A 26,055-nucleotide genomic window follows, 5' to 3' on the forward strand; every position below is an offset into this window, starting at 1 on the left:
GCGTTGTTCCTCAGTGAGCGGGTGATGGCGTCGAGCTGGCGTGCGAGCGTCTCAGCGCGCGCATCGTCGTCGTCGGTGGAAATGGCTGGCCACACGATGGCGGCCGACTTGCGGGCGAGACGATTGGGCATGCCCACGTCCCGCAGGAGGTGTTCCAGCGCGCGCTCTGAATCCACCTGCGCCCAGCTCTTGACCGCATGGATGCGGCTACCGGCGTTCATCGGCTCGCGGCACAGGGAGATTTCAGGGATGGCAGTGATCTCGGTGAACACGCGGTTGCGGCCCGAGGTCTCGGCGCTGCCGACGAAGCCCATGCTCAGCGCGCCCAGTGAGCGGTCACTGAGGCGGTCGTAGGCTTTGCGCCCGATGGTCTGCGCCGTGTTGATCTGGCCCTCTACCTCCAGGCCACGGTCAGTAACAGTCATCACGTCGATCACGCCCGCTACCTGGTCGGGATCGTGTTCGATGCGGATCTCTGGACGGCTCTTGGCTGCATCGACAGCGCGCGCCAGTGCAGAAGGCAAGATGAGGTCGCCCTCTCGGTCAGGCGTGTCCAGAAAGGACCATGCCAGGCCAGCGAAGCGGCCTTGCCCGAGGGACTTTTCGATTACGAAGGAGGGGCTAACGATCACGCGCGGGAATCTCCGGTACAGGCTTGCCAAGTGAACTCATTGGCCGCTGCCGGATCGCTGATCGCGGAGTGTGCGGTGTCGGGATCGCGGATCGCCGACAACTGCAACGATACGCCTTCCAGCGCGCGGCTCAATGGGTTTCGTAACAACAGGCGATTGCGATACGCCTTTTGACGGCAGGCAGAGCTGCAATAGGTGCGTGGTCTGCCTGTGGGTGAGCTGGTGATGGGCTTTCCGCACAACGCACATGCGGTGGCGGTGAACGTCGTGCACTGGTGAACGTGGTGCATCGGGTGCAGCGGGCGCATGGGGTGCGCCCCGTGCAGCTCGCGCCGTTCGGGCCTGAGGCCCTGAAAAGACGTACAGCAAGAGCCGGGAGCAACAGCACCAAGCGTCCGCTGCGCTCCCGCTTGGTAGATATGTAGATAGGGGTACACATAGCGACCCCGGAACAGGCCAAAACAGCCTTGACTGGTACACATAGCGAACCCGGAGGTCTGTAGGTGTACCGACACCTCTTCGAGTAGGTACACATAGCGACCTCGTAGGTACGCATAGCGAACCCGATTCTCAATTTCTACGCACTGCTGCTGCTCGCTGTCGGTACACATAGCGACCCCTCTTTTCGTTTTGCTCGCCAAAGGTGTGGCGGCGTCGTGGTTGGCGGCTCCAGGTGCTTGTCTGACTCATCGATGGCGTAGTAGGTGAGCGCGTACAGGCTGCATACGTTGTTGGTGCCCTTCCGGGTCTCGATGATCCAGCCGGCCTCCAGTAGCTCTCGCTTGGCCGCGACCACCGTTGATTTGCTGTTCCAGCCACGCTCCTTGAGCATCGACCAGGGGATGCTCAGATCACCGTTCCTGCCGGGCCTGTACTGGCGTGCAAGCTCGATGAGGAGCTTGCACGCCCAGGCGCTTAGGCTTCCGAACTCTGGCGAGTCGGATATGTCATGGAGGATCGAAAGGAAGGGTGGCCCCTTCCCTCGGCCAGTGAACTTTGCCCGCTTGGACATGCGTGTCACACGTTCTCTTCCAGCTCGTGGCCGTCGCGCTCTTTGGAAAGATCGCGAGCAAATCCGATCAGCATCTGCACCACTTCCAGCGCGCGCTCATCCGCGCAATCTGGCCCCGCGTGGTGGATGCAGTTGATGACCGCTGACGCATAGCCGAGCAGGGCATCGATTTGAAATCCGAACCCTTGCTCTCGCAGATGTGCTGGGAGCAGGAGATCTCGCTCCACCTGAGCCCTCGGGGTGATCCGGGTCACGTTCATCGCATGCGCTCCCGTGCGGCCACCACCCGAGCGGCACTCTGCAGCAGCTGACCGACACTGCGGCCCCAATCAGCGCCGGCGCGATCGGCGCGGCGCTGGATCCACTCGTGCACACGCGCGTCGGTCGGGTTGCCCCGGTGCTGCAGGGCGCAGTCGCCGCACAGCACGTAGGGCAGGGAGGCCCACCCGAACTCCCGCTCCACCCGATGGAACGTGCCGAACACCGGCAGCAGCGGTTTGCCGCAGCAGTCGCAGGCAATGGGGATCACTTCGAATCGGCGGCTCATCGACCACCCCCACTGCGCAGAGGCTCCAGGGTGTCGATGGCCATGTGCAGGAGCAGCGCTACCGCGTCGCACATTGATTCGGCCTCGGGCTCGTCCAGCAGGTCATGGGACAGCTGATCGGGGGCGGCGGCCTGCAGCGCGCGGCCGCGCTGTTCCCGGATCAAAATCCTCTGGAGCCCACTGGCGGCGTACAGCGCGCGGTCAACCATCTCCAGCCGGTACTGATCAGCGTGGTTGCTCTGCCGCCATTCCTCGCGCAACCAGTCGTAGCGGGTGTCTGCCGGAGCCAGTGCGTCAGAGTTTTCTGAATGCGCATCGGGGGTTTGCCCGATTGATTCGGGCGCTGGTTGCTGTACAGTCTTCTTCATGGTCTCGTTCCTGGTGAGGGTTCGATGGCTTTCACGGCTCGTCCCGGTTGCCGCCGGGCGAGCCGTTTCCTTTTCAGCGGGGCAGCGCACGGCTGTCCGCCGTCTCCACAACTGCGGCCTCCAGGTAGGCGTCCAGGTCTGCAGGCCGGTAGAAGCAACGCTTGCCCACCCGCAGGTATCGGGGGCCACGCCCCTCACATCGCATCTTGTCCAAAGTGCTCTTGCTCAGACCGAGCCGCTCCGCTGCGGCTGAGGTGCTGAGGCGATCCAGCGGCGGGTTGGTGGCTTGGGGGTTGCTCATGTGCCTTCCGGGCGAACGTAGCAAAAGTGCTACGTTGGAGACGCTACTCCCGGAATCTGGAATATGCAAGCACTTTTGCTACGTGCTATCGTTTGGCATGGCTAAGAAAGACGACCAGCAAACAAACGTGCGGCTCCCTGCTGCCTTGAAGGAGCGCATCACGCAGGCTGCCAATGAGGCAGGCCGCAGCTTCACCGCCGAGCTGGTTCGGCGGCTCGAGGCGAGCTTTGAGTCAGTTCTGGAAGCAACGCTTCTGCAGGCTAGGCTTGCGGAGCGCGGCGATCTTCTCGCTGCGCTCCAAGAGGGGGAGCAGCGCCTTGAGGATCTCAGCAAGGAACTTGCCAGCTATACGGGCGCTGTCCGAAAGGAGGATGACTCAGATATGGCCGCCCAGCTATCTGCGCGGATTGCGGAGATCATCAAAGAGCAGCGGATGCTGGAAGAGCAGAACCTGCGCATAGCCAAGTATCTGGACCGCCTCCGTGAAGATGTGAAGGTTCTTGGAGATGACCTTCAGGCCCGCATGCGATGGATGGACGAAATGGACTTTTGATGGCTGCGTTTACCAAGCTCACCAGGTCGGCGCAGCGCGCGCTGAAGCCCGGCCAGTCCATCAGCGAACACGGGATCACCTACACCCGCACCGCGAACGGCGATGGTCGCTGGTCGGTCAACGTGATGGTGGCAAGGCGCCGGCATCACCAGGTGGTGGGCTTGGAGTCGGAGGGGTACACCCGTACGCAAGCGGAGGACGTGGTGGCCGCGCTCAAGGCCGCCAAGCGCAGTGCGTCGCACGGGGTGCAGGGGAGCAAGGGCAACGCCTCGCAGACCGTCGCGCAGGCGGCTGACGACTACCTGGACTATCTGCGCAGGCATGACGGCAAGGACATTGACACCAAGGAGCGGCGGTTCCGCGATCACATCAAGCCGCACCTCGGGCGCCGACCGGTCGCCAGGCTGACCGATGATGACTGGCTCGCCTACGTGGCCACCCGGAAAGGCGAGGGCGCCAGCGCGGGCACGATCAACCGTGAGCGTTCTGCGCTGCTGCACATGCTCAACACCATGCGTCGGCGCAAGCTTCTCGCTGCAGCGCCGCTGCTGGTCCGACAGCGTGAACCCCAGGGGAAGCTGGTCTACCTGACCCCGGAGGAGTCGCAGCGGCTGCTGCTGGCCGCGCAGGAGGATCTGTCGCCATTGGCGCACCGGTTCGTGATGGTGACGCTCTACACCGGCCTGCGGCACAGCGCGGCGCTCAACCTGCGCGCCGGCGACGTCGACGTGCAGCGGCGCATCCTGTGGATCGGCAAGGACAAGGCCGGCCGGCGCGAGCAGCCGATGCCGCAGGTGCTGGCCGAATACCTTGCCAAGGTCATCGAGGGTCTTCAGTCCGACGACTTTCTCTTCCCCTCGGCACGCGCCGGCAGCGGCCGGGCGTACCAGATGAATTCCGTGTTCGCGCGATGCGTGCGAGCCGCGGGCATAACCAAGCACGTCACCCCGCACACCATGCGACACACCGCAGCTACCAACGCGGCGCACGCCGGGCTTGATGCGGCCACCATCCAGGCAATGGGCGGCTGGAAGACAAGAGCCATGGCCGAACGGTACACTCACGCGGCTTCGATGCAGGACGCAATGGCGGCCCTACAGCAGCACCTTTCAGGCGACGCGGTTACACCGGAATTACCACGGTCCCCGCGCAAACGCGCCTGAAACCCTTACAGGGCCTATAGCTCAACGGTTAGAGCAGGGGACTCATAATCCCTTGGTTCCAGGTTCGAATCCTGGTGGGCCCACCATATAATGATCCAGCGTTGTCTAGGTTAGTCCAGACGTTGGTCATAAGCCGGCAAATTGCGGGGTTTTTTTGTACGTGCCTGTCCTGGGTCGTCCGATTGAATCCGACAGAAATGCGAGTCAGGCTGTGAGTCACAGGGTCAGCCACGGGGCGTCTGACATACAAATGGTTGACTCGCATATGTTCACCGACACTAAGCTGCGCACACTCAAGCCGCGCGAAAGCGCATACTGAATCGTAGACACCAATGGCCTGTGCATCGAAGTACGCCCAATGGTGCACAGGTCTGGCGCTATCGATATCGCTATGCCGGCAAGGCGAGCATCATCACGATGGCTGAGTACCCGGCCAGGGTCCGATCAAGAAGCAAGTCAACATCGGGAAGTCTCTCGGAGCTGTCATACCTTCCCGTATCGCGAAAAGGCTTGGAGTAAATGATCGGCACCAACCGGCGCACTTTGATGGGCTTGGTCAGGAGTTCGAGCATTGAGCTAATGAGACTTGTCTAGAGAGGGTATGTTGAATCATTAAATCGCCCCTGGCTGGCAAAGCCCCCGCCAGCCGTGCCATACGCCCGGGGTCAGTATCAGATGATATTGAGATCGACGCTTGGTCAAGATTTCCGTTTGATTGGCAGGTGTGCTTAACTTGGGGCTAGGAGGGGGGCTTCCGTGTTGCACTATGGAATGGTGACGGGCGCCGTCAGCGCCTTGAAATGTCGGCTGCGCTTTGGCATAGGCCAGCCTAGGGAATGGGGCGCATGACGATCATGCATCCTGCCCGTGCGTGTGGGGCGAGTACTGCTCTGTCCGCGTTCCTGGCGCTACGTGGACTCGTCGCTCCGGACGGCCGTGCACTCTACCGATATGAATGTCGAGCCCCAGAGCTAGAAGCGCTCTCAGCTTCTCTACTCGACCGCCGTTATCCGCTTGAGCAGCGCGTTCGCCTTGTTCCGCTGGTGGCGGCCGAGAACTTCCGCCGAAGCTACCGAGAAGGTCCATGGTCGTGGGAGGACTGCGGCGTTGCGGTCGCAACACTCCGGCGTCTTGCAGGGCTGCAGTTCGGCCCCCTCCTACTGAAAGCACTCTCGTACTGGAGCCTGATGGTCATCCGCGGTGACGGGATGAGTCACCAGTATCTGGAAACGCTGGTGGTTAATGGCGGCTTTCCTGTGGCCTTTGTGGAAGGCTATTCCGCGCTGCGCTCGCTTTTGAAGCGCCTGATTCGAGAATACGTGCGGGGCGGAGAAGGCGCCGCAGTACAACGCGCCGGACTTGAGATTCCTATCTCCAGGCTCCCGAGAAGCTACCGGCAATCCCATGATTTCGAACAGCTCTGTGTCGAGGTGGCCGGAGCAGCGTCCATGCTCGCACGGGAATTTGACCCTCAGAAGCATTCACTTTCGGAGTACCTCGACAGCATTCCGGACTTGCAGTCGCGCTTGCCGTTCCGTCTTGACTCGGAAGCAGCAAAACAGCTATTGCGAGAGCTCCTGGAGACGGCGCGTCAGGCAACGTCCTCAGGCGCGCTGGATAGTGCAATATGTGTTCGCGAACTGCACCACCTAGGCGACGCGTGGCAATGGATGACGAAACTCGCCCCGCTTCCGGACTCGCTCGATTTGCCGGATGGAGATACCCCGGCTGTACTGAAGTTGGGAGTGACGGCGGACGGTATCTCCGTCCGCCCACTTGCTTCGCTGTCGCGGCAACCCAGCGGTCGATACCTCGTCCGGCCGCGCCCCACTGCCTCTCAGCTCGGAATTCCGTCTCCTTTCGATGCTCCTGATATATCCGTTGGTCTGATAGCCGCCGCGGCCGGCTGCGCATTCCTATTGCCCGTACGAGACGGCGACGCACTTGATGCATCGATGCCGTGGGTCTTCGTTCCTAGCGATGTCCCCGTGCCGGGGGCGTCGATTGATCGCTGGCGTTTCCTCACGCAAGGCGACGGGCGAGCGCGCGACATGCATGTTCTGGTTTGCGTTCCGCAGGACGCGATCATCGAGGGAGAGGTTACGGAGCGAGGTCAGATCCAGTTTCCGAGCGGGTTACGTAGGCTTGCGCAAACAGAAGGGCGAATTTCAGTTGAGTGCGGAGGTGAGGTCTATGACGTACGCGCCTCAAGTCTGGAAGACTCTTTGCTGATTGATCTGCGAGGACGTCGGTTGGCAGTCCATTCGCCCGATGCGGGGACGGTCTTCGCGGGGGCGCCAACGGCCGAATTACGCGACGCCCCGGTGGCTGTCCTTGAATGGAAGTCGGCCCTGGGAGACACATGGTCGAATCAACTAAAAGGTGCACTTGGACTGGTGACCTACCGAGCCCGCGTGGGTGACGCGATCGTCGCGAGGCGGAAGGCGTTAGTGCTGCCGGCCGACTTCAAGGTGACATTCCAATCAAGTGACTCGTCCAAGTTCCGGCTGACCCTAGCTCCGGGCTGGCTTGTTGGTGGAATGATTAAGCCGACTCCGGTCACCGATAGCCCGGGACAATGGACCGTGCCAGCAGACGCATCGCCGGGGAGTGTGGCGCGGGTGACCGTGCTTCTGCGCCCGCCGCCGTCCGTTTCCCGTTCACTCGCGTCGATCGAGCTGAATTCCCATGCGCAGACAAGCGGGTTTCGCGAGACCGTCTCTGGCGCTCCTGCACCGCCGAGGACAAGCCTCGACCGTGTTGGCCACTACGAGGCTTGCCTCGCTAAACGAGCGGGCAGGCTTATATTTGTCAGCTGGGGTGGGAATCAGACCATGCCAGTCGTCTGCGAACTGGACCATGGCATCTCCTATGGCTTGCCTCTGTCGTGGATCTCAGAAGAGTTGCGCGAGCTGGATGCCAGCCGCCACGGCGCGGATGGGCGTATGCGCATCGAGATGATCGATGAGGGGCGGGCTACCTCGCTCGACGTGGCGCCTGTGCGCTTGGTGCGCCAAGGGAATCGCATTCTGGTGGATGCCGATGGCGAAAGCGTGCCCGAACAACTTGAATTGACGGCGAGACATTTCTCGCACGATGAGTGCATACGACTTGAGCGCGACATTGAGGGTGAGGATGCCTGGTGTCTGGGTGACACACTACAACCGGGATGGTCGCTAATTGCCGCCAACCTGTCATCCATTCGCCCGCTCGCCGTCAAGATTGAAGGTGACTTTGTGTCTTCTGGGGCGAGCGTCACTGCGTCGCTGCTACAGAAAGATGCCTCTCAGAGAGAGCGTAAGAATGCGCTGATTAGGCATCTGTCGTCCGTAGTTTCGCAACCGCTAGAGGCGAATAACCAGGCCGAGATTGCGTTCATCGATCGATGGCTGCAGCGTTTCCGAGACGTCCCGGGACCATATCTCGATGTCGTCGGAGGGCTGTTAGGGTCGTCAGAGGTGGCCCTGCGACTGCTTGCTTATTCCGGCGCATCGAATGCGAACTCATTTGCTCAGCGTGCACGTGATGAGCCGCTTTGGTGGCACTTGATCCCCACATCCGCTTGGAGGTCGCTGGCTGATTGGTGGGCTGGGGCTATGGACGGCAAGTATGGCGGACACAGCGTCGAACCTGCCGTGTTTGATGGTGTCGTTAATGCGTGTGCGGATTGCCTCCATGTATCAGAGGAAGACCGGGCGGTATTTGCCGGTGTACTTCAGAACGTCGTGATTTGTTGTCGCCTCACGTCGCCGCAAAAGGCTCACTTCGCCGCAGGAGCCAGAGCGCGTCTGGGCGACCAGCTGAAACAGTGGAGCCAATGCTTGGCCGCCGCCGTAGAAGGTGGGGCACAGCTTCCTCCGCTACCGCGTGTTCTTGCGGCATCTCGTGATGTCGCCAGATTGCTACCCGGTGCGACACCGCGCCAATGCGATGACGAACGTCTTCCTTACCTAGTAGCACCAGCCGTGTGCGCAACCATGTCGGAAACGGGCGACGTTTCCGCCGACCTACGACGCGAGCTAGTGCTCGCTCGCCGTTTCGATCGAAGCCTCTTTGACACCCTATTTGCGACTGCTCGGATTCATCTCGCCTGCGCATGAAAATACAAGATGCATTGAAGATCGCCCCTCTTTTGCAAGCACTTCCGGCCCGCGTAGCGGATGCGGCAGTAAGCATGCTCCGTCCGGCAAGCGCTTCGCTGCGTGCGCTGCTACATGCCACCTTCGCGGCACCCGCAGGAGGCGACATTGGCATTACGGCTGATCCTGCGTTCGAGGCGATGTTTGGCTGGCAGCAGGCGGACAGAACGCTCGAGAATCTCGTGAATGATGGCTTGCTGGATGCGTCGTTCATCGAGGCGATCGGACAGCCTCCGGAGCGATACGCTAAGGAATATGCGTTCCCGAAGACCCGCCAGCCTTTCACCCACCAGCTTGCGGCCTGGCAGGCCGCCCTCCAAGAACGCAAGCATGTGCTTGTCTCCAGCGGTACAGGCTCGGGTAAGACCGAATCATTCCTATTCCCGATCCTGAGCGAGCTCTCCCGCCAGTCTTCGAGCGGGCAGGCGGACGAAGGCGTGCGCGCACTGTTTATCTATCCACTCAATGCATTGATTCGGAGCCAGCGGGAGCGGCTTGCCGCTTGGACCGAGCCATTTGGAGGTCGGATCCGTTTCTGCTTGTACAACGGCAGGCTTGAGGATGAACTTCCCGCCCACAAGCGGAAGAGCTTCTCTGTGGCGGAGGTGCCAGATCGAAAGCACCTTCGTCAAAGTCCTCCGCAGTTGCTCATAACTAATACGACGATGCTCGAATACATGCTAGTTCGGCATGTCGATGCGCCGATTCTGCAGAAGTCGCGCGGAAGACTGCGCTGGATCGTCATTGATGAGGCGCACTCGTACATGGGAACGCAGGCTGCCGAACTTGCGCTCCAGTTGCGGCGCACCATGGAAGCCTTTGGGGTTCTGCCGGAGGACGTTCAGGTTATTGCGACCTCCGCGACGATCGGTGACGATTCGCCGGCCTCCGATGAGGCATTGCGCAGGTTCCTAGCGGACCTGTCAGGCGTTTTGATTGAGCGTGTTGCAGTGGTTCGGGGGCGTCGCGCGGTGCCGGAGCTCGGCAATGTCGACTCTCCGGGCCTTGGCCTAGACTCGCTCGAGAAAATCGATGATGCGTTTGAGTTATTCAACCACCTGACAGGCAGCAAGACTGCGCTGCAGCTTAGGTCGTTCCTGGCGACCAGCCCACGGAGCCTATCCGAGGTCGCGAGTCACCTCCAATTGCCCGCCAACGAGGCCGCTCGTTGGATTGACGTGGCGAGCTCCGGTGTCGCGCGTAAAGGCATTTTGGAGGAGGGGCAGGATACGCGCTTCCTCCCAGTTAGATCGCACGTCATGCAGCAAACGGTTGAGGGAGCGTGGGCTTGCATCAACGGCGATTGTCCCGGTCGAGCGAGTCAGGGCCTTGATGAGAAATGGGCATTCGGTTCTGTCTTTCTCAAAGATCGGAGCACATGCGATCATTGCGATTCGAAGATCTTTCCGCTACGTCTTTGCATTCACTGCGGTCACGAATCGCTCGATGCGGAGGCGGCGACATCCAATGGCCAGATGTTTATCCGGGCCAGCGGTGCCAAAGAAAATGAATTCCTGTGCGACGTGGATGGCGCAGATTCGGAGGACAGCGATGCGGCTGCGGATGAAGAAATCGCACTAGGCACGGATGGTGGGGCGCGAACCAAGCTCATTCTGCTCCCGCGCCGCTACAAGCAGGCCGATGAGGTCACGCAGATCATTCAGGTCGATCGAAAGACCGGCGAGGCCTATGCGGAATCCTGGCAGACGGAGCTGGTGGCAGCGGAGCATGACCACCTGCGCGAGTGTCCAGTGTGCGACGGTTCCTGGAAGGTGGACCGGGCGCGCAGGGAGCTGCGCGTTTCCGGTCCATTTACATTAGGAACAGTTATTCCCGAATTGTTGCGCTCAGCGCCCGCGGATCCGGATGTCAGCGCTGGGCCTGATGTGCTCCTCGGAGGGCGTCGCCTTCTGGCATTCACCGATAGCCGGCAAGGCACCGCCCGTGGCGCGGTTAGGCTATTCGACCGATCGTTGCGCGACTTCATCCGTTCGGCAGTTCCTCACGCGCTCGCGGAATCGCGTGAGGACGCTATTTCACCGGATGAGCGCGATGTGCAAGAGATGGCGTTGGCGGGCTTCTCGCAGCAATTGAAACTGGCTGACACGACCGAGGCGCGACTCAGGCTGGAAGAGAAAATTGCAAAGATTCGCGAGAAGTTGAGTCCAGCGGGTGGTCGATTGGGTTGGCGTGATATGGCGGCGCGCCTTGCGGCTAGGAGCGAACTCTCTCACGTGGCGCAATACTTCGATGAGGTTGCGCACATGTTTGGTCAGCCCGGCGCGGCCGCGGATCAGTTGCTGCTGCGCGAATTGTATCGCCGCCCGAAGCGCATGAACTCGCTCGAAACAATGGGTCTTGCGGAATTGCGCTACCCAGCCCTGGAGTCGCTGACCTCCCCCAACAGCTGGCGCGCAATCGGTGGGACTGATGCGGAGTGGCGCGACTTTCTTTCCCTCGTGATCAGCACGCACGTACGTGAAAACGCTGCGGTCGACATCAGCGAGGACAGCGCCCGGTGGATGGGCGCGCCACTGCTTCCAAAGCGCCTCTATCGGCATCGAGATGTTGTCCCTAGTCGTACGGATGGCCTGTGGGGGCCGCAGATGCGGCCGCTATTGTGGCCAGCTCCATTGCGCGCGGGCCTGCCCCCTCGACATCGTCTTTATCGGCTGCTGTTTGCTGCCTTTGGTCTCAGCCCTGGAGATACGAGCGCGCTCGCTTCCGTCAACACGGTGCTGGATGATGCCTTCAGCTATTTGACGGGGGGCGTGCGTCCTGCCCTCCTGATAGATGGACACGGGTACTTTCTTCGGCTGCAAGACCAGGCGATCGCGGAGCCTGCCAAGCTTTGGCTGTGTCCGGTTACCAATCGCTTGCTCTCGACCACATTGCGTGGGGTTACGCCCCATCTCTCAGGTATCGATGCCGACAAATCACGTGCGCGCGAGGTGGAAGTTCCTCGGATTCCTATGGCGCATTGGCGCGACGGCAACGAGGCATGGACGATGACAAAGCGTCGGGCGTGGCTTGACGCCCAGCCCGCAGTTCGTGGTTTGCGGGGCGAAGGTGTTTGGAACGATGCGATGGACCTCGCATACCTCGGTGCCGAGTTCTTTGCAGTACGCGAGCACTCCGCACAGATAAGCAACACAACCCTGGAGCGCATTACCGAGGAGTTCAAGGCTGGGAAGCTCAATGTGCTAAGCTGCTCCACGACGATGGAGATGGGCGTCGATATCGGTGGCTTGTCCGTAGTCGCCATGACGAATCCGCCCCCCTTGGCGGCCAACTATCTTCAGCGTGCCGGCCGCGCCGGTCGGCGCGGCGAATCCCGCGCACTTGCCTACACCTTGTGCCGTCCAGAGCCGAGAGCGCAGGCGCTGTTTGACGCGCCCGGTGCTTTCCTTTCGCAAGTGACCCGCGTCCCTCGCGTGAGCCTTGAGAGCGCCTTGATCGTTCAACGTCACATCAATGCGTGGCTGCTGGGCTATTTCCTAAACCTTCCCCAGACGCCTCGTGGCGAACGATTGGGGGTCGGGCTGTTCTTCGGAGCGTCCGAAGCGTCCACCGTGATGAGTGCCGGAAGCGATCGTGGCGATGCACAGGCGACACGGCTTTCGGACATGTTGCGCACTCAGACCCTCGAGCCACGCGCGCGGTCCGCACTCTCGACCATCGCACGAGGAAGTGCCTTGGCGAGCTGGGCGTTGGAAGATTTGGCGTACGCGTGTGCCGATGCCTTGGATGCAGTCGCGGATGCATGGTGGGCTGAGTATCTCCCCCTGCTCGATGAACAGGAGGGTGTGGCCGGTATGGCGCGAAAGGCCATCGGCATGCGGCTCGAATACATGCGTGAGGAGACGCTGCTGTCCTCCCTGGCTACGCGCGGGTTTCTTCCGGCACGCGGCTTCCCGACGCATGTCCGTGAACTGGTGCTGCCGTCGTTCGGAACGCGTGGGGAGCGGGCGAAAGATGCAGCGTTAAGTCGCTCCATGGCGATGGCGCTGCGGGAATACCAACCCGGTGCCGACGTCGTCGTTAACGGTGCGAAGTATCGCGTGGGCGGCGTGACCCTTAATTGGAAGCGTCCCGCATCGGAGGATGACGGCCGTTCCTTGCAGAATTTCCGATGGTTTGCGCGTTGTCTGCGCTGTGGCGCGGCTTCAGAGGAGAGTCACAGGCCTGTCGCTTGCCGTATATGTGGGGAGAGTGGGGCCACATTGGAGCGGACGGAGTATCTGGAGCCTGCAGGCTTCGCGGTAGGCGCAGAATGTAAACCCACTGACGAGGTTTCGCTGCCCACTTACCGAGCGCTAGAGCCCCCAGCGTTTGCCGTCAGCGCGCCGTGGATGCAGCTTCCACGTGCCATAGGCCGTGTCCGGGCATCAGCTGATAGCGAGATCTTCCATGTTGCGCGCGGAGAGCATCTGGCTGGCTTTGAGATTTGCCTCCAATGCGGTCGTACAGAGTCGGCCCGTGCCGATATCACGTCGGCAGCGTTGGATCCGCGGCATCTGCGGCTTCGGCGCGGTGGGCGATGCGACGCAGAAGCTAATCCTTGGTCGATCAAGCGTGTCGGCGCCTTGGGGAGTCGGGAGCTCGGCGATGTGCTTGAATTGCAGCTTTCCGAAAGCTCGGGACGACTACTCGCGGATCGGGAAACGGCGCTATCAGTGGCAGTGCTGTTGCGAAATGCGACCGCGGAGCATTTGGGCGTCGAGCCGGAAGAGATTGGCTTCGCGTTCCAACGGAGCTTACAAGGCGAAAGCGTGGGACAGTCGATTATTCTCTTCGACCGTGCATCTGGAGGTGCAGGGTACGTTACGAAGGCGGTCGACGACATTGCCTCGCTAGTTCGTCGTGCCGCCGAGCTAGCGCACTGTTCGAAGGACTGCGAACGAGCTTGTACTCATTGCATGCTATCTCATGATACGAAGGATGTAGCCGATCAGCTTGATCGCCGTAAAGCGCTGGCCCTGCTAACGCCTGAGGTGACGAACAAGCTGTGTCTGCCGTCAGAACTATGTCTCTTCGGGTCAGAATCAATGGTGGAGACGTCGCCTGTGGCGCAGGCCGTTCGGCGCGCACTCGCTTCGACAGTGGGCGGAATGTTGCGGGTCTTCGTGCGTGCCGACGAAGGTTGGGATGCGCCCGGCTGGCCATTCCGACAGGTCATCCTGCAAGCTGCTGCGGAAGTCACGACGCCACCCTCCGTCCGCGTCGTGCTCGCTTCTCCTGTCTCTGAGATGGATCCCGGTGCGCGCGAGGACCTCGCTGCCTGGCTCGAATCTGGTCTTATCGAGGCGGTGGAGAGGATCGATGTTGCTTCGGAGAGATCGCATCCACTGGTCGAGTTTGGTTGTGATGGCTCGGCCTGTGCATGGGCGATTGCTGAGAGCGAGAGCGCAACCCTTGTGCCCGGGGCAGGATGGGGAAGCAATGGCGTAGTAGTTAGGGGTGGCAGACAGTTTGACTATTCGTACGAAGGTGTCCCAATCGAGCAGATTCGGACTCCCCCCGGGGGCGGCAATGCTGGCCACGTGACGATCGCATCGCACGGTGCGTACCCGGCCCGAAAGTTCGGTGAATGGCTTGCGGGCGAGCTAGATAAGGCGTTGCCAGGCATCCAGCAGAAGCTACTTGAGCGCCCAGAGAGCATCCATTATTCCGATAGGTACTTCCGAAGCCCCGATTCGCCTGCCGTACTCGCAGCATTTGTGCAGATGGTCGCGAGGTCTGGCGACGGCCAACTACCCGTGGAGATTCGTACCACCGAACTCGAACCATCGTTCGGGCGCGGAGGTAACGGTCGTGACTTCACCAGCGAAGTTGAACGGACCCGGGCGATCCAGAGTGCGTTCCAAGCGCGCCCAGACCTCAAGGTGGCAACGACAGTTCGTAGCAAGGCGCAGGTTGACCACGCTCGCTTGCTGACCGTTTGCTATTCGGATGGATCCAAGCTCTCACTTCACCTGGACCAGGGCGTGGACTTTTGGACTTGCGATCCCCCTATCGGATTTAAAGGGCGAATTCGACCGAAGTACGCCAAGCAGCGGACAAAGGTAACCGTCTGGATTGAATAGAAAACACCACCTTCGGACCGGCCCGAGGACAATCGAGGGTGAATTCTGTGTTCGGTGCGACGGCCTATGCAGTTCAGTGTCATCCGACACTAGTCAATCAAAAAGAGAGTCAAATTATGATTCGACCTACTGTTGCATTTGTCTTTTGGTGAAGCCAAATCAAGAACTTAGTGCCGTTATTTGGTTGCTGGTGGGCCAACCGACCTCGCATAACCGGTTGCAGGTCTCCCCGCGCGCCCTGCAGCGTCGGTACCATCTGATCCGCGCACAGGGATCGACCATGGCCAGCACCGCTACCCCGGTGGAAGACTTCACCACCGAAATCGAAGACAGCCGGCACCTGTTTGCCTGGTGCCTGGTCCACTATGGACAGGTGCCCGAGGCGCTGGCACTTGAACAGGCACGCCAACGCTATCCCGACCAGAGCCCCGGCCGCGAATACGAACACGCGCTGATCTTCCACGACGAGCCCTGGCACTGGGCGATGCTGCACGTGAAGGGCGAAGGGTATTGGCAGCAGCACCCGGAACTGGCGGAGCCGTCGCTGGGCTACGAAGCCGAATCGGACGCACTGTGCCTGGCCCGCGGTGAGCGGGTCCCACTGCTGGATGAGGACGAGTACCTTGGCGCGCTCGCGCATGCGCGCCACATGCGTGCATGGACGCTGGTCCATCAGACGGGTCGTTCGCCGGATGAAGCGCGCCAGGAGGCGCTCGGCCACTACGCGTGTCATCCGCGCCATCATCGCGGTCGATTTCAGGTTCATGATCCGCGTGATGGCTGGCGTCATGTGATGAGCGTATTGCATGGCGACGACTACTGGGCGCGACCAGAGTTGCGGGAACCGCCACAGGCCTATTGGAGCGAGTCCCGCGCCTTTGTTTCGGCGCAGGGAATCCGCTTGCCGGACCCTCCGGGCTGAGGCCTGCTCGGCCGGCGAAGGCGCAGCACCGTCGATCACCGCACTCTGTGCCGAATGACACATGCCCCGCCATTTCTGCTGGCGGGAAGATGGCGGCATCCCGAAGTGGAGTGATCTGATGCCTGGTACGCTCAGTCGTCGCGCCTTCCTGGCCAATGTCGCGGCTGTTCCGGCGGCCACGCTCATGCCCACCGGTGTTGCCACGGCGGCGCAGCCCATCGTCACCACCGGGAACCTGATCGAAGCGGAGCGCAGCGTGATCCGCTCCGCCATGCAAGGCAGCGGCATCGGTGCCGCTGCCGTCTGCCTGGTCGAAGGCGGGCAGGTGCGCTGGCTCGAGGGCTTCGGGTACGCGTCGGGTCACGGTAGTGCAGCAGTAGACGCCAGTACGATGTTCAGCATCCAGTCCACCTCGAAGAATTTCGCGGCGGTGGCGGTGCTGTTGGCCGTGCAGGACGACATCCTTGATCTGGATGCGCCCATTACACGCTATCTGCCGTCGTTCACCGTGCGCAGTCGCTTCGAGCATTCCCCGCAGGAGCGCATCACCCTGCGCCTGCTGCTTGCCAACCGCGCGGGATTCACGCACGAGGCGCCGCTGGGCAACAATTACGAACCGGCGTCACCGGGCTTTGATGCGCACGTCCGCAGCATCTCGCAGACATGGCTGCGCTTTCCGGTGGGTACGCGCTATCGCTATTCCAACCTGGGCTTCGACCTTGCCGGTCATGTCCTTGAGCAGGTTGCGGGCATCGGCTATCCGGCCTGGCTGCAGCGCCGGATCTTCGAGCCACTGGGAATGCACGACAGTACGGCCGATGCGTCGGTCTACCTGGCAAGCAAGGGTCGGGCACTGGGAACCCAGGAAGGCCATGCGCAGGTGCCGCCGGTGACGCCGCTGGTGGTGTCGGGAGGCGTCTGGACCAGTGCCGCCGACATGGCGAAGTATCTTGGCTTCCTGCTCGGTGGCGGCCAAACCGGCGCGCAGCAGCTGCTCGAGCCCCATCTCTGGGGCGAGATGCATGGCTTCGGCCTGGGCGGTGACTACGGGCTCGGCGTAATGCGCAGCGAACGGCTCTACGGCAGTACGCCGGTGCGGCTGCTTCACCATCGCGGCGGAGGCTTCGGATTCGGGTGCGTGTTCACCTACTGCAGGCAGGCCAACGCTGGATTTGCCGCGATGTTCAACCGCGCGACGTCCGCGGGGTACGGCATCGGCGAGCGTCTGCTCGACCAATTGCTGTCGGCGCGTTTCGGGCCCCGTCAGCCGCGTGTGCCGCTATCGTCCCTGGCGCCGATCAGGTTGAACCAGGACCAGATGCAGCGGATGGCGGGAGACTGGATAGGGCGCAGCGGCAAGGCGAAGATCGTGGTTGCCGGAAGCGGTGAACTGCAACTGCATCGTGGGGCGCAAGCTGTGGGCAGACGGTTTGCGGCCATCGACGACGACCAACTGTTCACCGCGGACACCGATGGAGAGGTTGCGACGTACCGTTACCATGCGGCGACGGAGAGGCTGCCGGCGCACCTGGAATGTACGAACGGCGAGGATGGCCTGGACCAGAACGATCCCATCGATGGGGCCACAGGGCCGCAGGCGTCCCATTGGCGACCCTGGCTGGGGCGCTATCGCATCGACCAATGGGGGAAACCGGCGATGTCCGTTGTGCTGGAGCAGCGACAGGGCTGGCTGTACATCGATGGCATCCGCCTGGTCATTGAAGTGGAGCCAGGCCTGCTGTTCACCAGCGATGGCGAAGCGGTGGATTTCCGCAGCTCCCAGCCGACATGGCGCAACCTGCGTCTGCAGCGCGTCCAGCCCGTGGGCCGGGGATGATGGCGGCATGCCGCGTGCTCATCCGCGCCGCCCACGCCCATCGATGCTGTAGCGCCCCGCCCCGGTGCAGGCCAGCAGCAGGAAGCCACCGGCCAGCCCCAGGTTCTTCAGGAACATGATCTGCTGGGTCGGGTCGGCAACGTTGTGGTGGAAGATGAAGGCGGTGACCAGGCTGAAGCCTGCCAGCACGATCGATACCAGCCGGGTCTGGAAGCCCAGCAGGATGCACAGGCCGCTGCCGATCTCAAAGGCGATGGTAGGCCACAGCAGGATGCCGGGTACCCCCATCGCTTCCATGTAACCCTGGGTACCGCTGAGGTCGCCGAGCTTGCCGATGCCGGACACCAGGAACAGTGCCATCAGCAGGATGCGCGCAAACAGGTAGGCGAGCGAATGCGATGAGTTGCTCACGTCGAAGTCCTCGGAGATGGCTGCCGAAGGCGATCGGAGCCCACCGGCAGTGAAGCCCGTGTCTACGTACCGGGCAAGGCGGCTTGACAGCTGGCCGGCCGCAGGACACCTTTCCATCATGACGATCGATATTGAATCGCTCAGCCTTCGGGAGCTGGGCGCCTTGGTGGTTGCCGCTGAACAGCGGAAACAGCTCATTTCCAGCCGCCGTCCGGCCAGCGCGGTGCGGCGGATGTTGAAGGCTGCCGCGGCCGAAGCCGGCTACACCCTCGAAGAACTCTTCGGTGGCGAAGCCTCGGAAACACCTGCGCCCGCCCGCAAACCCACCCGCCGTAAATCCGGCAAAGTCGCGCCCAAGTATCGCGACCCGGAATACAAGCGCCTGACCTGGACCGGTCGCGGGCGCATGCCGCGCTGGCTGGCGTCCAAGGTGTCGATGGGCCATAAGGCCACCGATTTCCTGATTCCTGGCTTGGCCAGGCCGACCGCTGGCAAGACCAGCACCATCGGCAAGCGGACTGTCATCAAGAAGGGATGAGGCTGCAGCACTGCTACCCTGCCCGGGTCTTTCAACCAAGGAGCACCGGATGGCACACGAGGGCGGCATGACGATCACGCCGAAAGTCCTGTACACAGCCGCAGGCGTGGCCGTGCTGGTCAGCCTGTTGGCCTGGGCGGTGGAGTGGAGCGGGATGGCCTATGTCTGCCCATACTGCCGCGTACAACGCACTGTCATCGGTGTGCTGGGCGTGCTGACATTGTTCGCGCGGCCGGGGAGCCTCATCGTGCCCTGGTTGTCGTACACAGCGGGCGGCTTCGCGTTCGTGGTTGCAGCGATGCAGCACTTCAACGGCTGGAAGCGCATTTCCGCCGGTGATTTCAGTTTCAACGCGCAGTGGTACATCGACCCGTGGCTGCTGTCAGGCTGCGCGATGCTGATCCTGGTAGCGCAGCTGATGCTGGTGCAGGCCGCCTGCCGGCGCAGCTTGCGCTGAGTGTTTCCACCCATGGCGTGGAACTACCCGTTCTGGAATACCGCCAACTGCGCAGCAAACGCGCGCTGATAGGCGGGACGCTGCGTCGCCCGTGCCACATAGGCCACCAGCAGCGGGTACTCGTCGAGCAGGCCGCTGCTCTTCAGGCGCAGCAGTACCGAGACCATCATCAGGTCGCCCACGCTGAACCCGCCGTCCAGCCACGCCGCCGCGCCCAACCACGCGGACAGTTGCGAGAGACGCATCCGCACGCGCTCGTCCAGCATCACCAATCGCCGTGCATACCAGGGCTGTTCGCGCTCCAGCACCCAGGCCATCGAGCGCTCGACGATGGGTGGCTCCACCGTATTCAACGCGGCGAACACCCACATGACTGCGCGCATGCGCGCATCCGGACCGACGGGGAGCAGGCCGGCATGCTGTTCGGCCAGGTGCAGGACGATCGCGCCGGATTCGAACAGGACCTGGTCGCCCTCCTGCCAGGTGGGAATCTGTCCGAAGGGATTCCGCGCCAGGTGGGCAGGTTGCTTCATTTCGGCGAAGGTCAGCAGCTGCACGTCATAGGGCACGCCCAGTTCCTCCAGCGCCCAGCGCACGCGCATGTCACGGGCCAGGCCCTGGCCGCGGTCGGGGGAGGTGGCAAAGGCGGTGAGGATGGGGGACATCGCGGCGCTCCTGCAGGCGGGAAGGCCTGTCTCTTCTGTTCCGACGAACGACGAGGGCGGAAATCGACATCCCTCGATGCGCTCTTCACCCCGCCCGATGCAGTTTCCGGTACTGGTCCGGCGTGCACTGTGCGTGCCGCTTGAACATCTCTGCGAAGGCGCTGACGCCGGAGTAGCCCAGCTCCTCGGCAATCCGGCTGATCGGCCGGCGTGTGCACAACGCTTCGGTGGCACGCACGAACTTCACCCGACCGCGCCAGTCACCGAGTGACATGCCCAGCTCGCTGCGTGCCATGCGCTCCAGCTTGCGTACGCTCATATGATGCCGCTGCGCGATATCGGCGACCGACTCGGCTGCGGACAGGTGCTTCTCGATGTACGCCATCACCTGTTTCAGGGCATCGCTGCTGGCGATCGGCAGGAAGCTGGGCAGCACTGCGGCATTGAGGATCTGGTCGATCACCACGGCGGCCATGCGCCGCTGGGCCGGCGTCCGCGGATCGGTCACGCCCTGTCGCGCCAGCTCGTGCAGCAGCTCGCGCAGCAATGGGCTGACTTCCAGCGCACTGCAACGCTCGGGCAGGCGGCGTGACAACGCCGGCGACAGGTAGGCCGAGCGATAGGCCAACCGCGACCGGTTGCGCGAATAGTGGGGCATTCCCGGTGGGATCCAGATCGCGTAATGGGGCGGGGACACCATCCACTCGCCGTCGATCTTCATCTCCATCACCCCTTGTGCGACGAAGTTGAACTGGCCCCAAGGATGGCTGTGCGTGCCCCAATCGGTGGGCTCCATCGCACCCTGCCGGAAGTAGACCGGACCGGGCAGCTGGCGGAAGGTGGGGATGGGCTCCATCGGTTGCCGCAACCCGGGGTCGGAGTGACGCATTTTCAGGATGTCCTCGATATGCGCCAAGCGTACGCTGGCCATTCCCCCACGTACACCCACGCTCTTGAACTACCTCTTCCCAATCCTTGCCTGCCTGCTGTGGGGCGCGAATACCATCGTGACCAAGCTGGCCTCGGGCGCGGTCGGTCCCATCGATATTGGTTTCTTCCGCTGGCTGGTGGCGGCCATTGTCCTGTTGCCCTTCGCGCTGCCGCGGCTGCGCAACAACCTGCAGACCGTGCGTGCCAACCTTGGCCGCTTCCTGCTGCTGGGGTGCCTGGGCGGGGTGATGTACCAGTGCCTTGCGTACTATGCGGCGCACTTCACCTCGGCCACCAACATGGGCGTGATCCAGGCATTGATTCCACTGCTCGCATTAGCGTTGTCACGCGTGTTCATGGGCCATCCGGTGCGCGGTACCTCCATTGCCGGTGCGGTGATTTCCACTGTCGGGGTGGTGGCGGTGGTCTCGCAGGGCGACCTGGCACGATTGGCCGCTCAGGGCGTGAACCGCGGTGATGCGATCATGCTGATCGGTGCGTTGGCCTTTGCCGCCTACAACGTGCTGATGCAGCGCTGGAAGATCCCGCTGACGGTGCTGGAATCATTGTTCCTGCAAGCCACCGCCGCGTCGCTGATCCTGTTGCCGGCGCAGCTGCTGGTCGGTACCGGGGTGAACAATCTCACTGCGGTCGGCTGCATCGGGTTTGCGGCAGTATGCGCGTCGATCCTGGCCCCACTGACCTGGATGACTGGATTGTCACGGTTGGGCGCAGCGCGTGTCTCCGGCTTCTTCAACCTGGTGCCGATCGTGACCGCCGCACTGGCCGTGCTGCTGCTGGGCGAATCGCTCAGTGGCTGGGTACTGGCAGGGGGCGTGCTGGCGGTATCCGGTGTGGTCTTCGCCGAGTACGCAGCGAAGCGCGCGACGATGGCGAGTGGGGGCGAAGCGTCCTGACGCGGTCGGGCCGGACCCGCGCGGACCTCAGCCGCGGCGTGTCGTCCCGCATAGCGCCTGCTCCACCTCCTGTTCCAGCGCGTCGGCGTCGTAGCCGCGCTTGCCCTGCAGGCTCAGGTACAGCGACAGCGGGTCCACGCGGTCACCGCTACCGGTGAAGGCAGGCGGATACGACCATATCTGCAACGTTCCGCTGCGCGTGCAGTCGGGGCCGGCTGCAGGCAGTGCCCCCAGCTTCCGCCAGGCATCGATGTACAGGGCGCGCGTGATGCCGTGGTCTTTCGACGGCACCGCAAGCATTGCTTCCGTCCCTGCCTGGGGGGCGGATTGAGCATGTCGGGCCAGAACGTCGGCGACCTGTTCCCAGCAGACCTCCACTTCCTTCAGCACGGGGGAGCGCAGGAACGGCTGCGCTCTCGCCCAGACCTCGCCGCGGCTGCCGGCGAGTCTCAGGAAGCGTTCGCGTCCGCCGGTGGAGCGTTCGGCCAGTCCGCGACCGACCAGTTCAGCGGAGAGCCTCGACGCGGTCATCGAGGTGTATCCGGCAGCACGGCTGACCTCACGCGGCGACCACCAGCGTGCCTGGCCGGACAGGAGTACGTGGATGAGCACGGCCTGCGCCGAAGGCAGCAGCGAAATCGCTTTCTTCTCGTGGTCGGGCGCATCGCGGAACTCGATCGCCAGGCTGGGGGCGTACAGCTGGTTGTGCGGTACCACGAAGTCGATATGGTTCTCGACCAGGAACCTGCGCTGGGTGGGGGTGAGGTACGGCGAGACATACAGCACCATGGCCTTTGCCGCTGAGCGCAGCACTTTCACATCCTGGATGACGCGGCTGCTGGATTCGCCCTGGACGCGTGGAACTGCCAGCATCGCCGGCGTTTCACCATAGAGGGTCAGCTCGGCGATGTGATAGCGCGAGGCCATGGTCTGCGGGATGAAGCGGGCCGCAGCCACGGGGCCGACCACCGAGGCCAGGCCGGGCAGGATCCGGCGCAGGTAGCGCTGCGCATCCATGACCAGATCGGTCAAGCCACTGTGTACTGCCGTTGTCATCGCTTGCTTCCCTTGGACCAGCCCCATCCCCGCAGCGGGGAGGGGGTGGTCCATCGCATTCAGTGGTGAATCCGGAGAGGTCGGGCGAGGTGGATGCCGCGCGGGCGATCCTCGCTTGCCTGCTCCATCTGCTGCCGTTGCGCCAGTGTTGCCGGGGATGTTGGAGATTGGGTCGAAGTAGCGTGGAGATTGGGTGGAGGTTGTGTGCGGCGTGGCCGGCGGAACTCCCCTTCCGCCGGCCACGTGCACGGACGCTACGGTCAGAAGCGCTGCGAGTACTTCACGTACACCGTGCGGCCGATATCGAAGCCGCCGTAGTAGGGGAAGGAACTCTCCGGCTTGGAGAACATGATCGGGCCGCGATGGTCGAACACATTGTTCGAGCCCACTGCCACGGTGCCATCCCAGGGCAGCCTGTAGCTGACCTGGATGTCGTGGAACGCGTTCGAGCCGACCCTGCGCACGGCATCCGGCTCGCCGTTGGCGATGCGTTCGGGCGCGGTGCAGGGCCGGTTTGGCATGCAGCCTTCCATCATCCCGGAGTAGTAGCGCACCGTGTACTGGGCCGAGAGGTTGCCCAGCTGCCAGTTGACGCCGAGATTGGACCGCAGGCGGAACACCCCCGGGCGTCCAATACGACCGTCCATGATGGTGTCACCGGCCGAGTTCTGCTTCTCCTCGTCGTACTTGGAGACGTAGCTGTTCTGCAGGTCAAGGGTGAAGCGACCGAACGCGTACTCCGGCAGGCGGTAACGGATGCCCAGGTCCCACCCCTCGGTCTTCATCGCGCCGAGGTTGGTCAGGCCATAGAACATGCTGGTGATGTGGCCATCAGCGGCACGCTTGACGCTGCCGCAGCGCGAGGCATTGCCCAGCACGTAGCAGTCACGGAGGATGCGATCGACGTTGTCCTCGATGATCATGTTGGTGATCTTGTAGCTGTACCAGTCCAGGTTGATGTCCAGACCGTTGACCCAGCGCGGGCTCCAGACCACACCGACGGTCTTGCTCTTGGACTCTTCCGGGCGCAGGTTCGGGTTCGAGCCCGTGGTGAATTCGTTCGGGGTGGCGCACGGATAGCTGGTGCAGGGCTTCAGGCCCTGGGCCAGCTGCTCGTAGCCACGCGGAACACCGGCGGCGTTGCAGGCCGCGTTGCCGTTGACGCTGTTGGTGGCGCCGATGCCGCAGGGGTCCACGTAGGTTTCGAAGCTGGTGCCCAGGCCGCCATACAGGTCGGAGATGCTGGGAGCACGGAAGCCCTCGGCGAAGGTGCCGCGCACCATCAGCTCCTCGACCGGGCGCCAGGCGAAGCTGGCCTTGGTGTTGGTGGTGCTGCCGAAGTTGCTGTAGTCGGAATAGCGCGCCGCAACGTTGACGGTCAGCTCCTTGGCGAACGGAAGGTCACGCAGCACCGGCACATTCACTTCGGCGAAGACTTCATTGAGGCTGTAACCGCCTGCAGTGGTCTGTGCCCCCAGTGCAGTGCTCTGGCGCGACTGGGCAAAGGCGTCGGGAACGTAGCGTCCTTCTTCCTTGCGGTACTGGTAGCCCATCGCCACCGAGAGCTCGCCCGCCGGCAGTTCCAGCACCGGGCCGGAGATGTTGGCGAAGTAGCTTCGGGTCTTGGTGATGCCGGTATCGGTGAACGTGGGAAACAGGAAGCGCTGCAGTTCCGGGTCGGCAAGCGAGCCGGCGCCAGCAACGCCGTACGGCAGCAGCGGATTCCAGGCAAGGCAGCCGGCGATCGGTGCACCTGCGCTGCCGCAGCGTGCTACACCGTTGCCATCAACAAAGGACTGTCCCAGCGCTTGGCGCGAGGCGATCAGGCTCATGTCACCACGGCCGGTCTTGGTCACCTCGTTGCGGTTGAACAGCGCGCCCACCTCCCAGTCGAACGTTCTGCTGGCCAGTTCGAAGTAGCCCGACAGCGTCGGTGCCACGCGCAGCGACTTCAGCTTGCTTTCGGTCGTGCGCGGAAGCTCCCACAGGCGGCGGTTGAAGGCGATGTCATGGCCGACCGGATTGAACGCACTGTTGCCGGCCAGCGGCGTCCCGAACTTGGTCGATTCGTAGGGGTAGCCGGCAATCTGCTGGTCCGAGATGCGCTCGTTGTAGCCGATATCGGTGGTGAAGGTGATCTGGTCACTCAGTGCATAGTCGGAGCTGAGGAACAGCGACCGGCGCTCGATGCCGGTCTGCACATGCATCTGCTCGTTGCCGTTGGAATACTCGGCCGGCGTGATCGGATGGTAATCGTTCGGGTTCTTCGGGTCGCCACCACGATTGAGTGTCTTGAACACGGAATTTCCGGTGGCACAGTCGTAAAGCGCCGGGTCACACCAGGAGCCGTTCTGGCTGAGGTCGCTCCAGCCCGCGCGCGGATAACCCGGCCCCGAACCACCATGCTTGGAGAACCAGCGGTCGCGGGCGAACACCGGGTCGGCCTTCTGGTATTCCAGGGCCAAGGTGTAGCCACCTCGCTCGCCGCGCGCGCCGGTAACGAGCGAGAACGTGCTGTCCTTGCCGTCGCCCTGGCTGAACTGGCCATGCTGCGCCGAAAGCTCCAGCCCCTCGACGCTCTTGCGGGTAATGATGTTGATGACACCGGCGATGGCGTCGGATCCGTAGAGCACCGAGGCGCCATCCTTGAGCACGTCGATGCGCTCGACCGCGCTCATCGGAATCTGGCTCAGGTCCTGCAGGCCGCTGGTGCTGGCGCCCAGGCGCTTGCCGTTCACCAGCACCAGGGTGCGGGTGGCGCCGAGGTTGCGGATGTTTGCGTAGCTGCCGCCGACGTCTTCGCCGGACGACAGCGTGCGCGAACGCGAGAGCGCTGGTGCGCCGGCCGACGTGAGGTTCTGCAGGACGTCGGCGATGGTGGTGAAGCCCTGCTGCTCGATCATCTTGCGCGAGATGGCAAGCACCGGCTGCTGGGTTTCCACATCCACGCTGCGTATCGCCGATCCCGTCACCTGGATGCGGTCCAGGTTCTTCGGAGGCTTCGCAGCGTCGTCCTGTGCATTGGCAGCCGGCGAGAAAACGGCAGCCAACACGGCGCCGATCCCTGCCGAAAGCAGAGTGTATTTGTAGTGCATTGTTTCTCTCTCCAAATCCGTTGTGTGGTCGCAATGCGCGCGGCGCTACGACCGGTCTGCATTCCGTTACCCGGAATCGAGAGGAACCTAACATCCCGCTCACATTTGAACTGCGTTATGGACGCGTTATCTTCGCGCGCCTTTGGCCGCTGTCCTGCACGGGGAGTGCACGTCGCGTCGACGTTGTGCAATGTCGTCTCGCTTCAGTCTGGCAGCTCCTTTCCCGGCATACACAGGAGGCCGCCGATGAATACGCCTGGCAAGCCGAAACCCAGCTGGAAGCAATGGCATGTGCTGCTGGTGATTCTGGCAATTGCGCTGCTGATCAGCCTGATCATCGTCATCGCGCCATGGTGAGGCAGGCATCGCATGCGTCTTTTCCGTGAACATTCAATGATGCCGGCAATGAAGAAGTCAGCACGTGTT

The 26,055-nt window shown here is 62.6% G+C and carries 21 protein-coding genes and 1 tRNA gene; 10 read left to right on the forward strand and 12 right to left on the reverse strand.

Annotation, left to right across the window (positions count from 1 at the left end):
- The 7 genes from O0K41_RS12895 to O0K41_RS12925 form a co-directional block, all read right to left on the reverse strand.
- Nucleotides 1-662: HK97 family phage prohead protease (locus O0K41_RS12895; protein ID WP_164221797.1), on the reverse strand; the 662-nt coding region annotated here is incomplete at its 3' end.
- Nucleotides 629-940, reverse strand: a complete 312-nt coding sequence (locus O0K41_RS12900) for a hypothetical protein (protein WP_164221795.1) — start codon at nucleotides 938-940, stop codon at nucleotides 629-631. The genes O0K41_RS12895 and O0K41_RS12900, both read right to left, overlap by 34 nt.
- Before the next feature lie 269 nt (nucleotides 941-1,209).
- Nucleotides 1,210-1,644 (reverse strand): hypothetical protein, encoded by a 435-nt coding sequence (locus O0K41_RS12905; protein WP_053448948.1) that lies wholly within the window; start codon nucleotides 1,642-1,644, stop codon nucleotides 1,210-1,212.
- 5 nt (nucleotides 1,645-1,649) lie between these two features.
- A complete protein-coding gene (locus O0K41_RS12910) occupies nucleotides 1,650-1,904 on the reverse strand; it encodes a hypothetical protein (RefSeq protein ID WP_053448949.1) in 255 nt (84 codons plus the stop codon).
- A complete protein-coding gene (locus O0K41_RS12915) occupies nucleotides 1,901-2,191 on the reverse strand; it encodes a hypothetical protein (protein WP_164221793.1) in 291 nt (96 codons plus the stop codon). The genes O0K41_RS12910 and O0K41_RS12915 overlap by 4 nt, the downstream gene beginning before the upstream one ends.
- Nucleotides 2,188-2,559, reverse strand: a complete 372-nt coding sequence (locus O0K41_RS12920; protein ID WP_164221792.1) for a hypothetical protein — start codon at nucleotides 2,557-2,559, stop codon at nucleotides 2,188-2,190. Before O0K41_RS12920 ends, O0K41_RS12915 begins: the two co-directional genes overlap by 4 nt.
- A gap of 73 nt (nucleotides 2,560-2,632) precedes the next feature.
- The gene (locus O0K41_RS12925) at nucleotides 2,633-2,860 is read right to left on the reverse strand and encodes a helix-turn-helix domain-containing protein (RefSeq protein ID WP_164221790.1); all 228 of its coding nucleotides are present in this window, start codon (nucleotides 2,858-2,860) and stop codon (nucleotides 2,633-2,635) included.
- Between the two features lie 97 nt (nucleotides 2,861-2,957).
- Here O0K41_RS12925 and O0K41_RS12930 point away from each other — a divergent pair, with 97 nt between their 5' ends.
- The 7 genes from O0K41_RS12930 (at nucleotide 2,958) to O0K41_RS12960 (ending at nucleotide 17,560) form a co-directional block, all read left to right on the forward strand.
- Nucleotides 2,958-3,413, forward strand: a complete 456-nt coding sequence (locus O0K41_RS12930; RefSeq protein ID WP_164221788.1) for an Arc family DNA-binding protein — start codon at nucleotides 2,958-2,960, stop codon at nucleotides 3,411-3,413.
- Complete coding sequence (locus O0K41_RS12935) at nucleotides 3,413-4,576, forward strand: tyrosine-type recombinase/integrase (RefSeq protein WP_164221786.1); 1,164 nt, start codon at nucleotides 3,413-3,415, stop codon at nucleotides 4,574-4,576. The genes O0K41_RS12930 and O0K41_RS12935 overlap by 1 nt, the downstream gene beginning before the upstream one ends.
- A gap of 10 nt (nucleotides 4,577-4,586) precedes the next feature.
- A tRNA-Ile gene (locus O0K41_RS12940) sits at nucleotides 4,587-4,662 on the forward strand.
- 759 nt (nucleotides 4,663-5,421) lie between these two features.
- The gene (locus O0K41_RS12945; RefSeq protein ID WP_164221784.1) at nucleotides 5,422-8,676 is read left to right on the forward strand and encodes an STY4851/ECs_5259 family protein; all 3,255 of its coding nucleotides are present in this window, start codon (nucleotides 5,422-5,424) and stop codon (nucleotides 8,674-8,676) included.
- Entirely contained in the window at nucleotides 8,673-14,801 is a 6,129-nt protein-coding gene (locus O0K41_RS12950) for a DEAD/DEAH box helicase (protein WP_164221782.1), read from the forward strand. Before O0K41_RS12945 ends, O0K41_RS12950 begins: the two co-directional genes overlap by 4 nt.
- A 280-nt stretch (nucleotides 14,802-15,081) precedes the next feature.
- The gene (locus tag O0K41_RS12955) at nucleotides 15,082-15,723 is read left to right on the forward strand and encodes a hypothetical protein (RefSeq protein ID WP_088435843.1); all 642 of its coding nucleotides are present in this window, start codon (nucleotides 15,082-15,084) and stop codon (nucleotides 15,721-15,723) included.
- A gap of 61 nt (nucleotides 15,724-15,784) precedes the next feature.
- Nucleotides 15,785-17,560 (forward strand): serine hydrolase domain-containing protein, encoded by a 1,776-nt coding sequence (locus tag O0K41_RS12960; RefSeq protein WP_239503551.1) that lies wholly within the window; start codon nucleotides 15,785-15,787, stop codon nucleotides 17,558-17,560.
- A gap of 18 nt (nucleotides 17,561-17,578) precedes the next feature.
- On the opposite strand, the gene O0K41_RS12965 is transcribed toward O0K41_RS12960, so the two are convergent.
- The gene (locus tag O0K41_RS12965) at nucleotides 17,579-17,971 is read right to left on the reverse strand and encodes a DoxX family protein (RefSeq protein ID WP_123959072.1); all 393 of its coding nucleotides are present in this window, start codon (nucleotides 17,969-17,971) and stop codon (nucleotides 17,579-17,581) included.
- Between the two features lie 118 nt (nucleotides 17,972-18,089).
- Here O0K41_RS12965 and O0K41_RS12970 point away from each other — a divergent pair, with 118 nt between their 5' ends.
- Together O0K41_RS12970 and O0K41_RS12975 are read left to right on the forward strand one after the other, a co-directional pair.
- Nucleotides 18,090-18,509: an H-NS histone family protein gene (locus O0K41_RS12970; protein ID WP_005414575.1), complete on the forward strand. Its 420-nt coding sequence runs from the start codon at nucleotides 18,090-18,092 to the stop codon at nucleotides 18,507-18,509.
- A 49-nt stretch (nucleotides 18,510-18,558) separates the two neighbouring features.
- Nucleotides 18,559-18,966 carry a hypothetical protein gene (locus tag O0K41_RS12975; RefSeq protein WP_024957909.1) on the forward strand — a complete coding sequence of 136 codons (408 nt, stop codon included), beginning with the start codon at nucleotides 18,559-18,561 and terminating at the stop codon, nucleotides 18,964-18,966.
- A gap of 23 nt (nucleotides 18,967-18,989) precedes the next feature.
- On the opposite strand, the gene O0K41_RS12980 is transcribed toward O0K41_RS12975, so the two are convergent.
- Nucleotides 18,990-19,631 (reverse strand): glutathione S-transferase family protein, encoded by a 642-nt coding sequence (locus O0K41_RS12980; RefSeq protein WP_024957910.1) that lies wholly within the window; start codon nucleotides 19,629-19,631, stop codon nucleotides 18,990-18,992.
- Nucleotides 19,632-19,716: 85 nt separating this feature from the next.
- Entirely contained in the window at nucleotides 19,717-20,520 is an 804-nt protein-coding gene (locus O0K41_RS12985; RefSeq protein ID WP_049404131.1) for a helix-turn-helix transcriptional regulator, read from the reverse strand.
- Between the two features lie 7 nt (nucleotides 20,521-20,527).
- On the opposite strand from O0K41_RS12985, the gene O0K41_RS12990 reads away from it, so the two are divergent.
- Entirely contained in the window at nucleotides 20,528-21,478 is a 951-nt protein-coding gene (locus O0K41_RS12990; protein WP_174522844.1) for a DMT family transporter, read from the forward strand.
- A gap of 27 nt (nucleotides 21,479-21,505) precedes the next feature.
- Here O0K41_RS12990 and O0K41_RS12995 read toward each other — a convergent pair whose 3' ends face one another.
- Together O0K41_RS12995 and O0K41_RS13000 are read right to left on the reverse strand one after the other, a co-directional pair.
- Nucleotides 21,506-22,534 carry a hypothetical protein gene (locus O0K41_RS12995; RefSeq protein ID WP_164221780.1) on the reverse strand — a complete coding sequence of 343 codons (1,029 nt, stop codon included), beginning with the start codon at nucleotides 22,532-22,534 and terminating at the stop codon, nucleotides 21,506-21,508.
- Nucleotides 22,535-22,794: 260 nt separating this feature from the next.
- Nucleotides 22,795-25,629, reverse strand: a complete 2,835-nt coding sequence (locus O0K41_RS13000) for a TonB-dependent receptor (RefSeq protein WP_164221778.1) — start codon at nucleotides 25,627-25,629, stop codon at nucleotides 22,795-22,797.
- Between the last annotated feature and the right edge of the window lie 426 nt (nucleotides 25,630-26,055).

The sequence above is a fragment of the Stenotrophomonas sp. Sm2128 genome (genome assembly GCF_030985535.1).
Taxonomy (GTDB): Bacteria; Pseudomonadota; Gammaproteobacteria; order Xanthomonadales; family Xanthomonadaceae; genus Stenotrophomonas; species Stenotrophomonas maltophilia.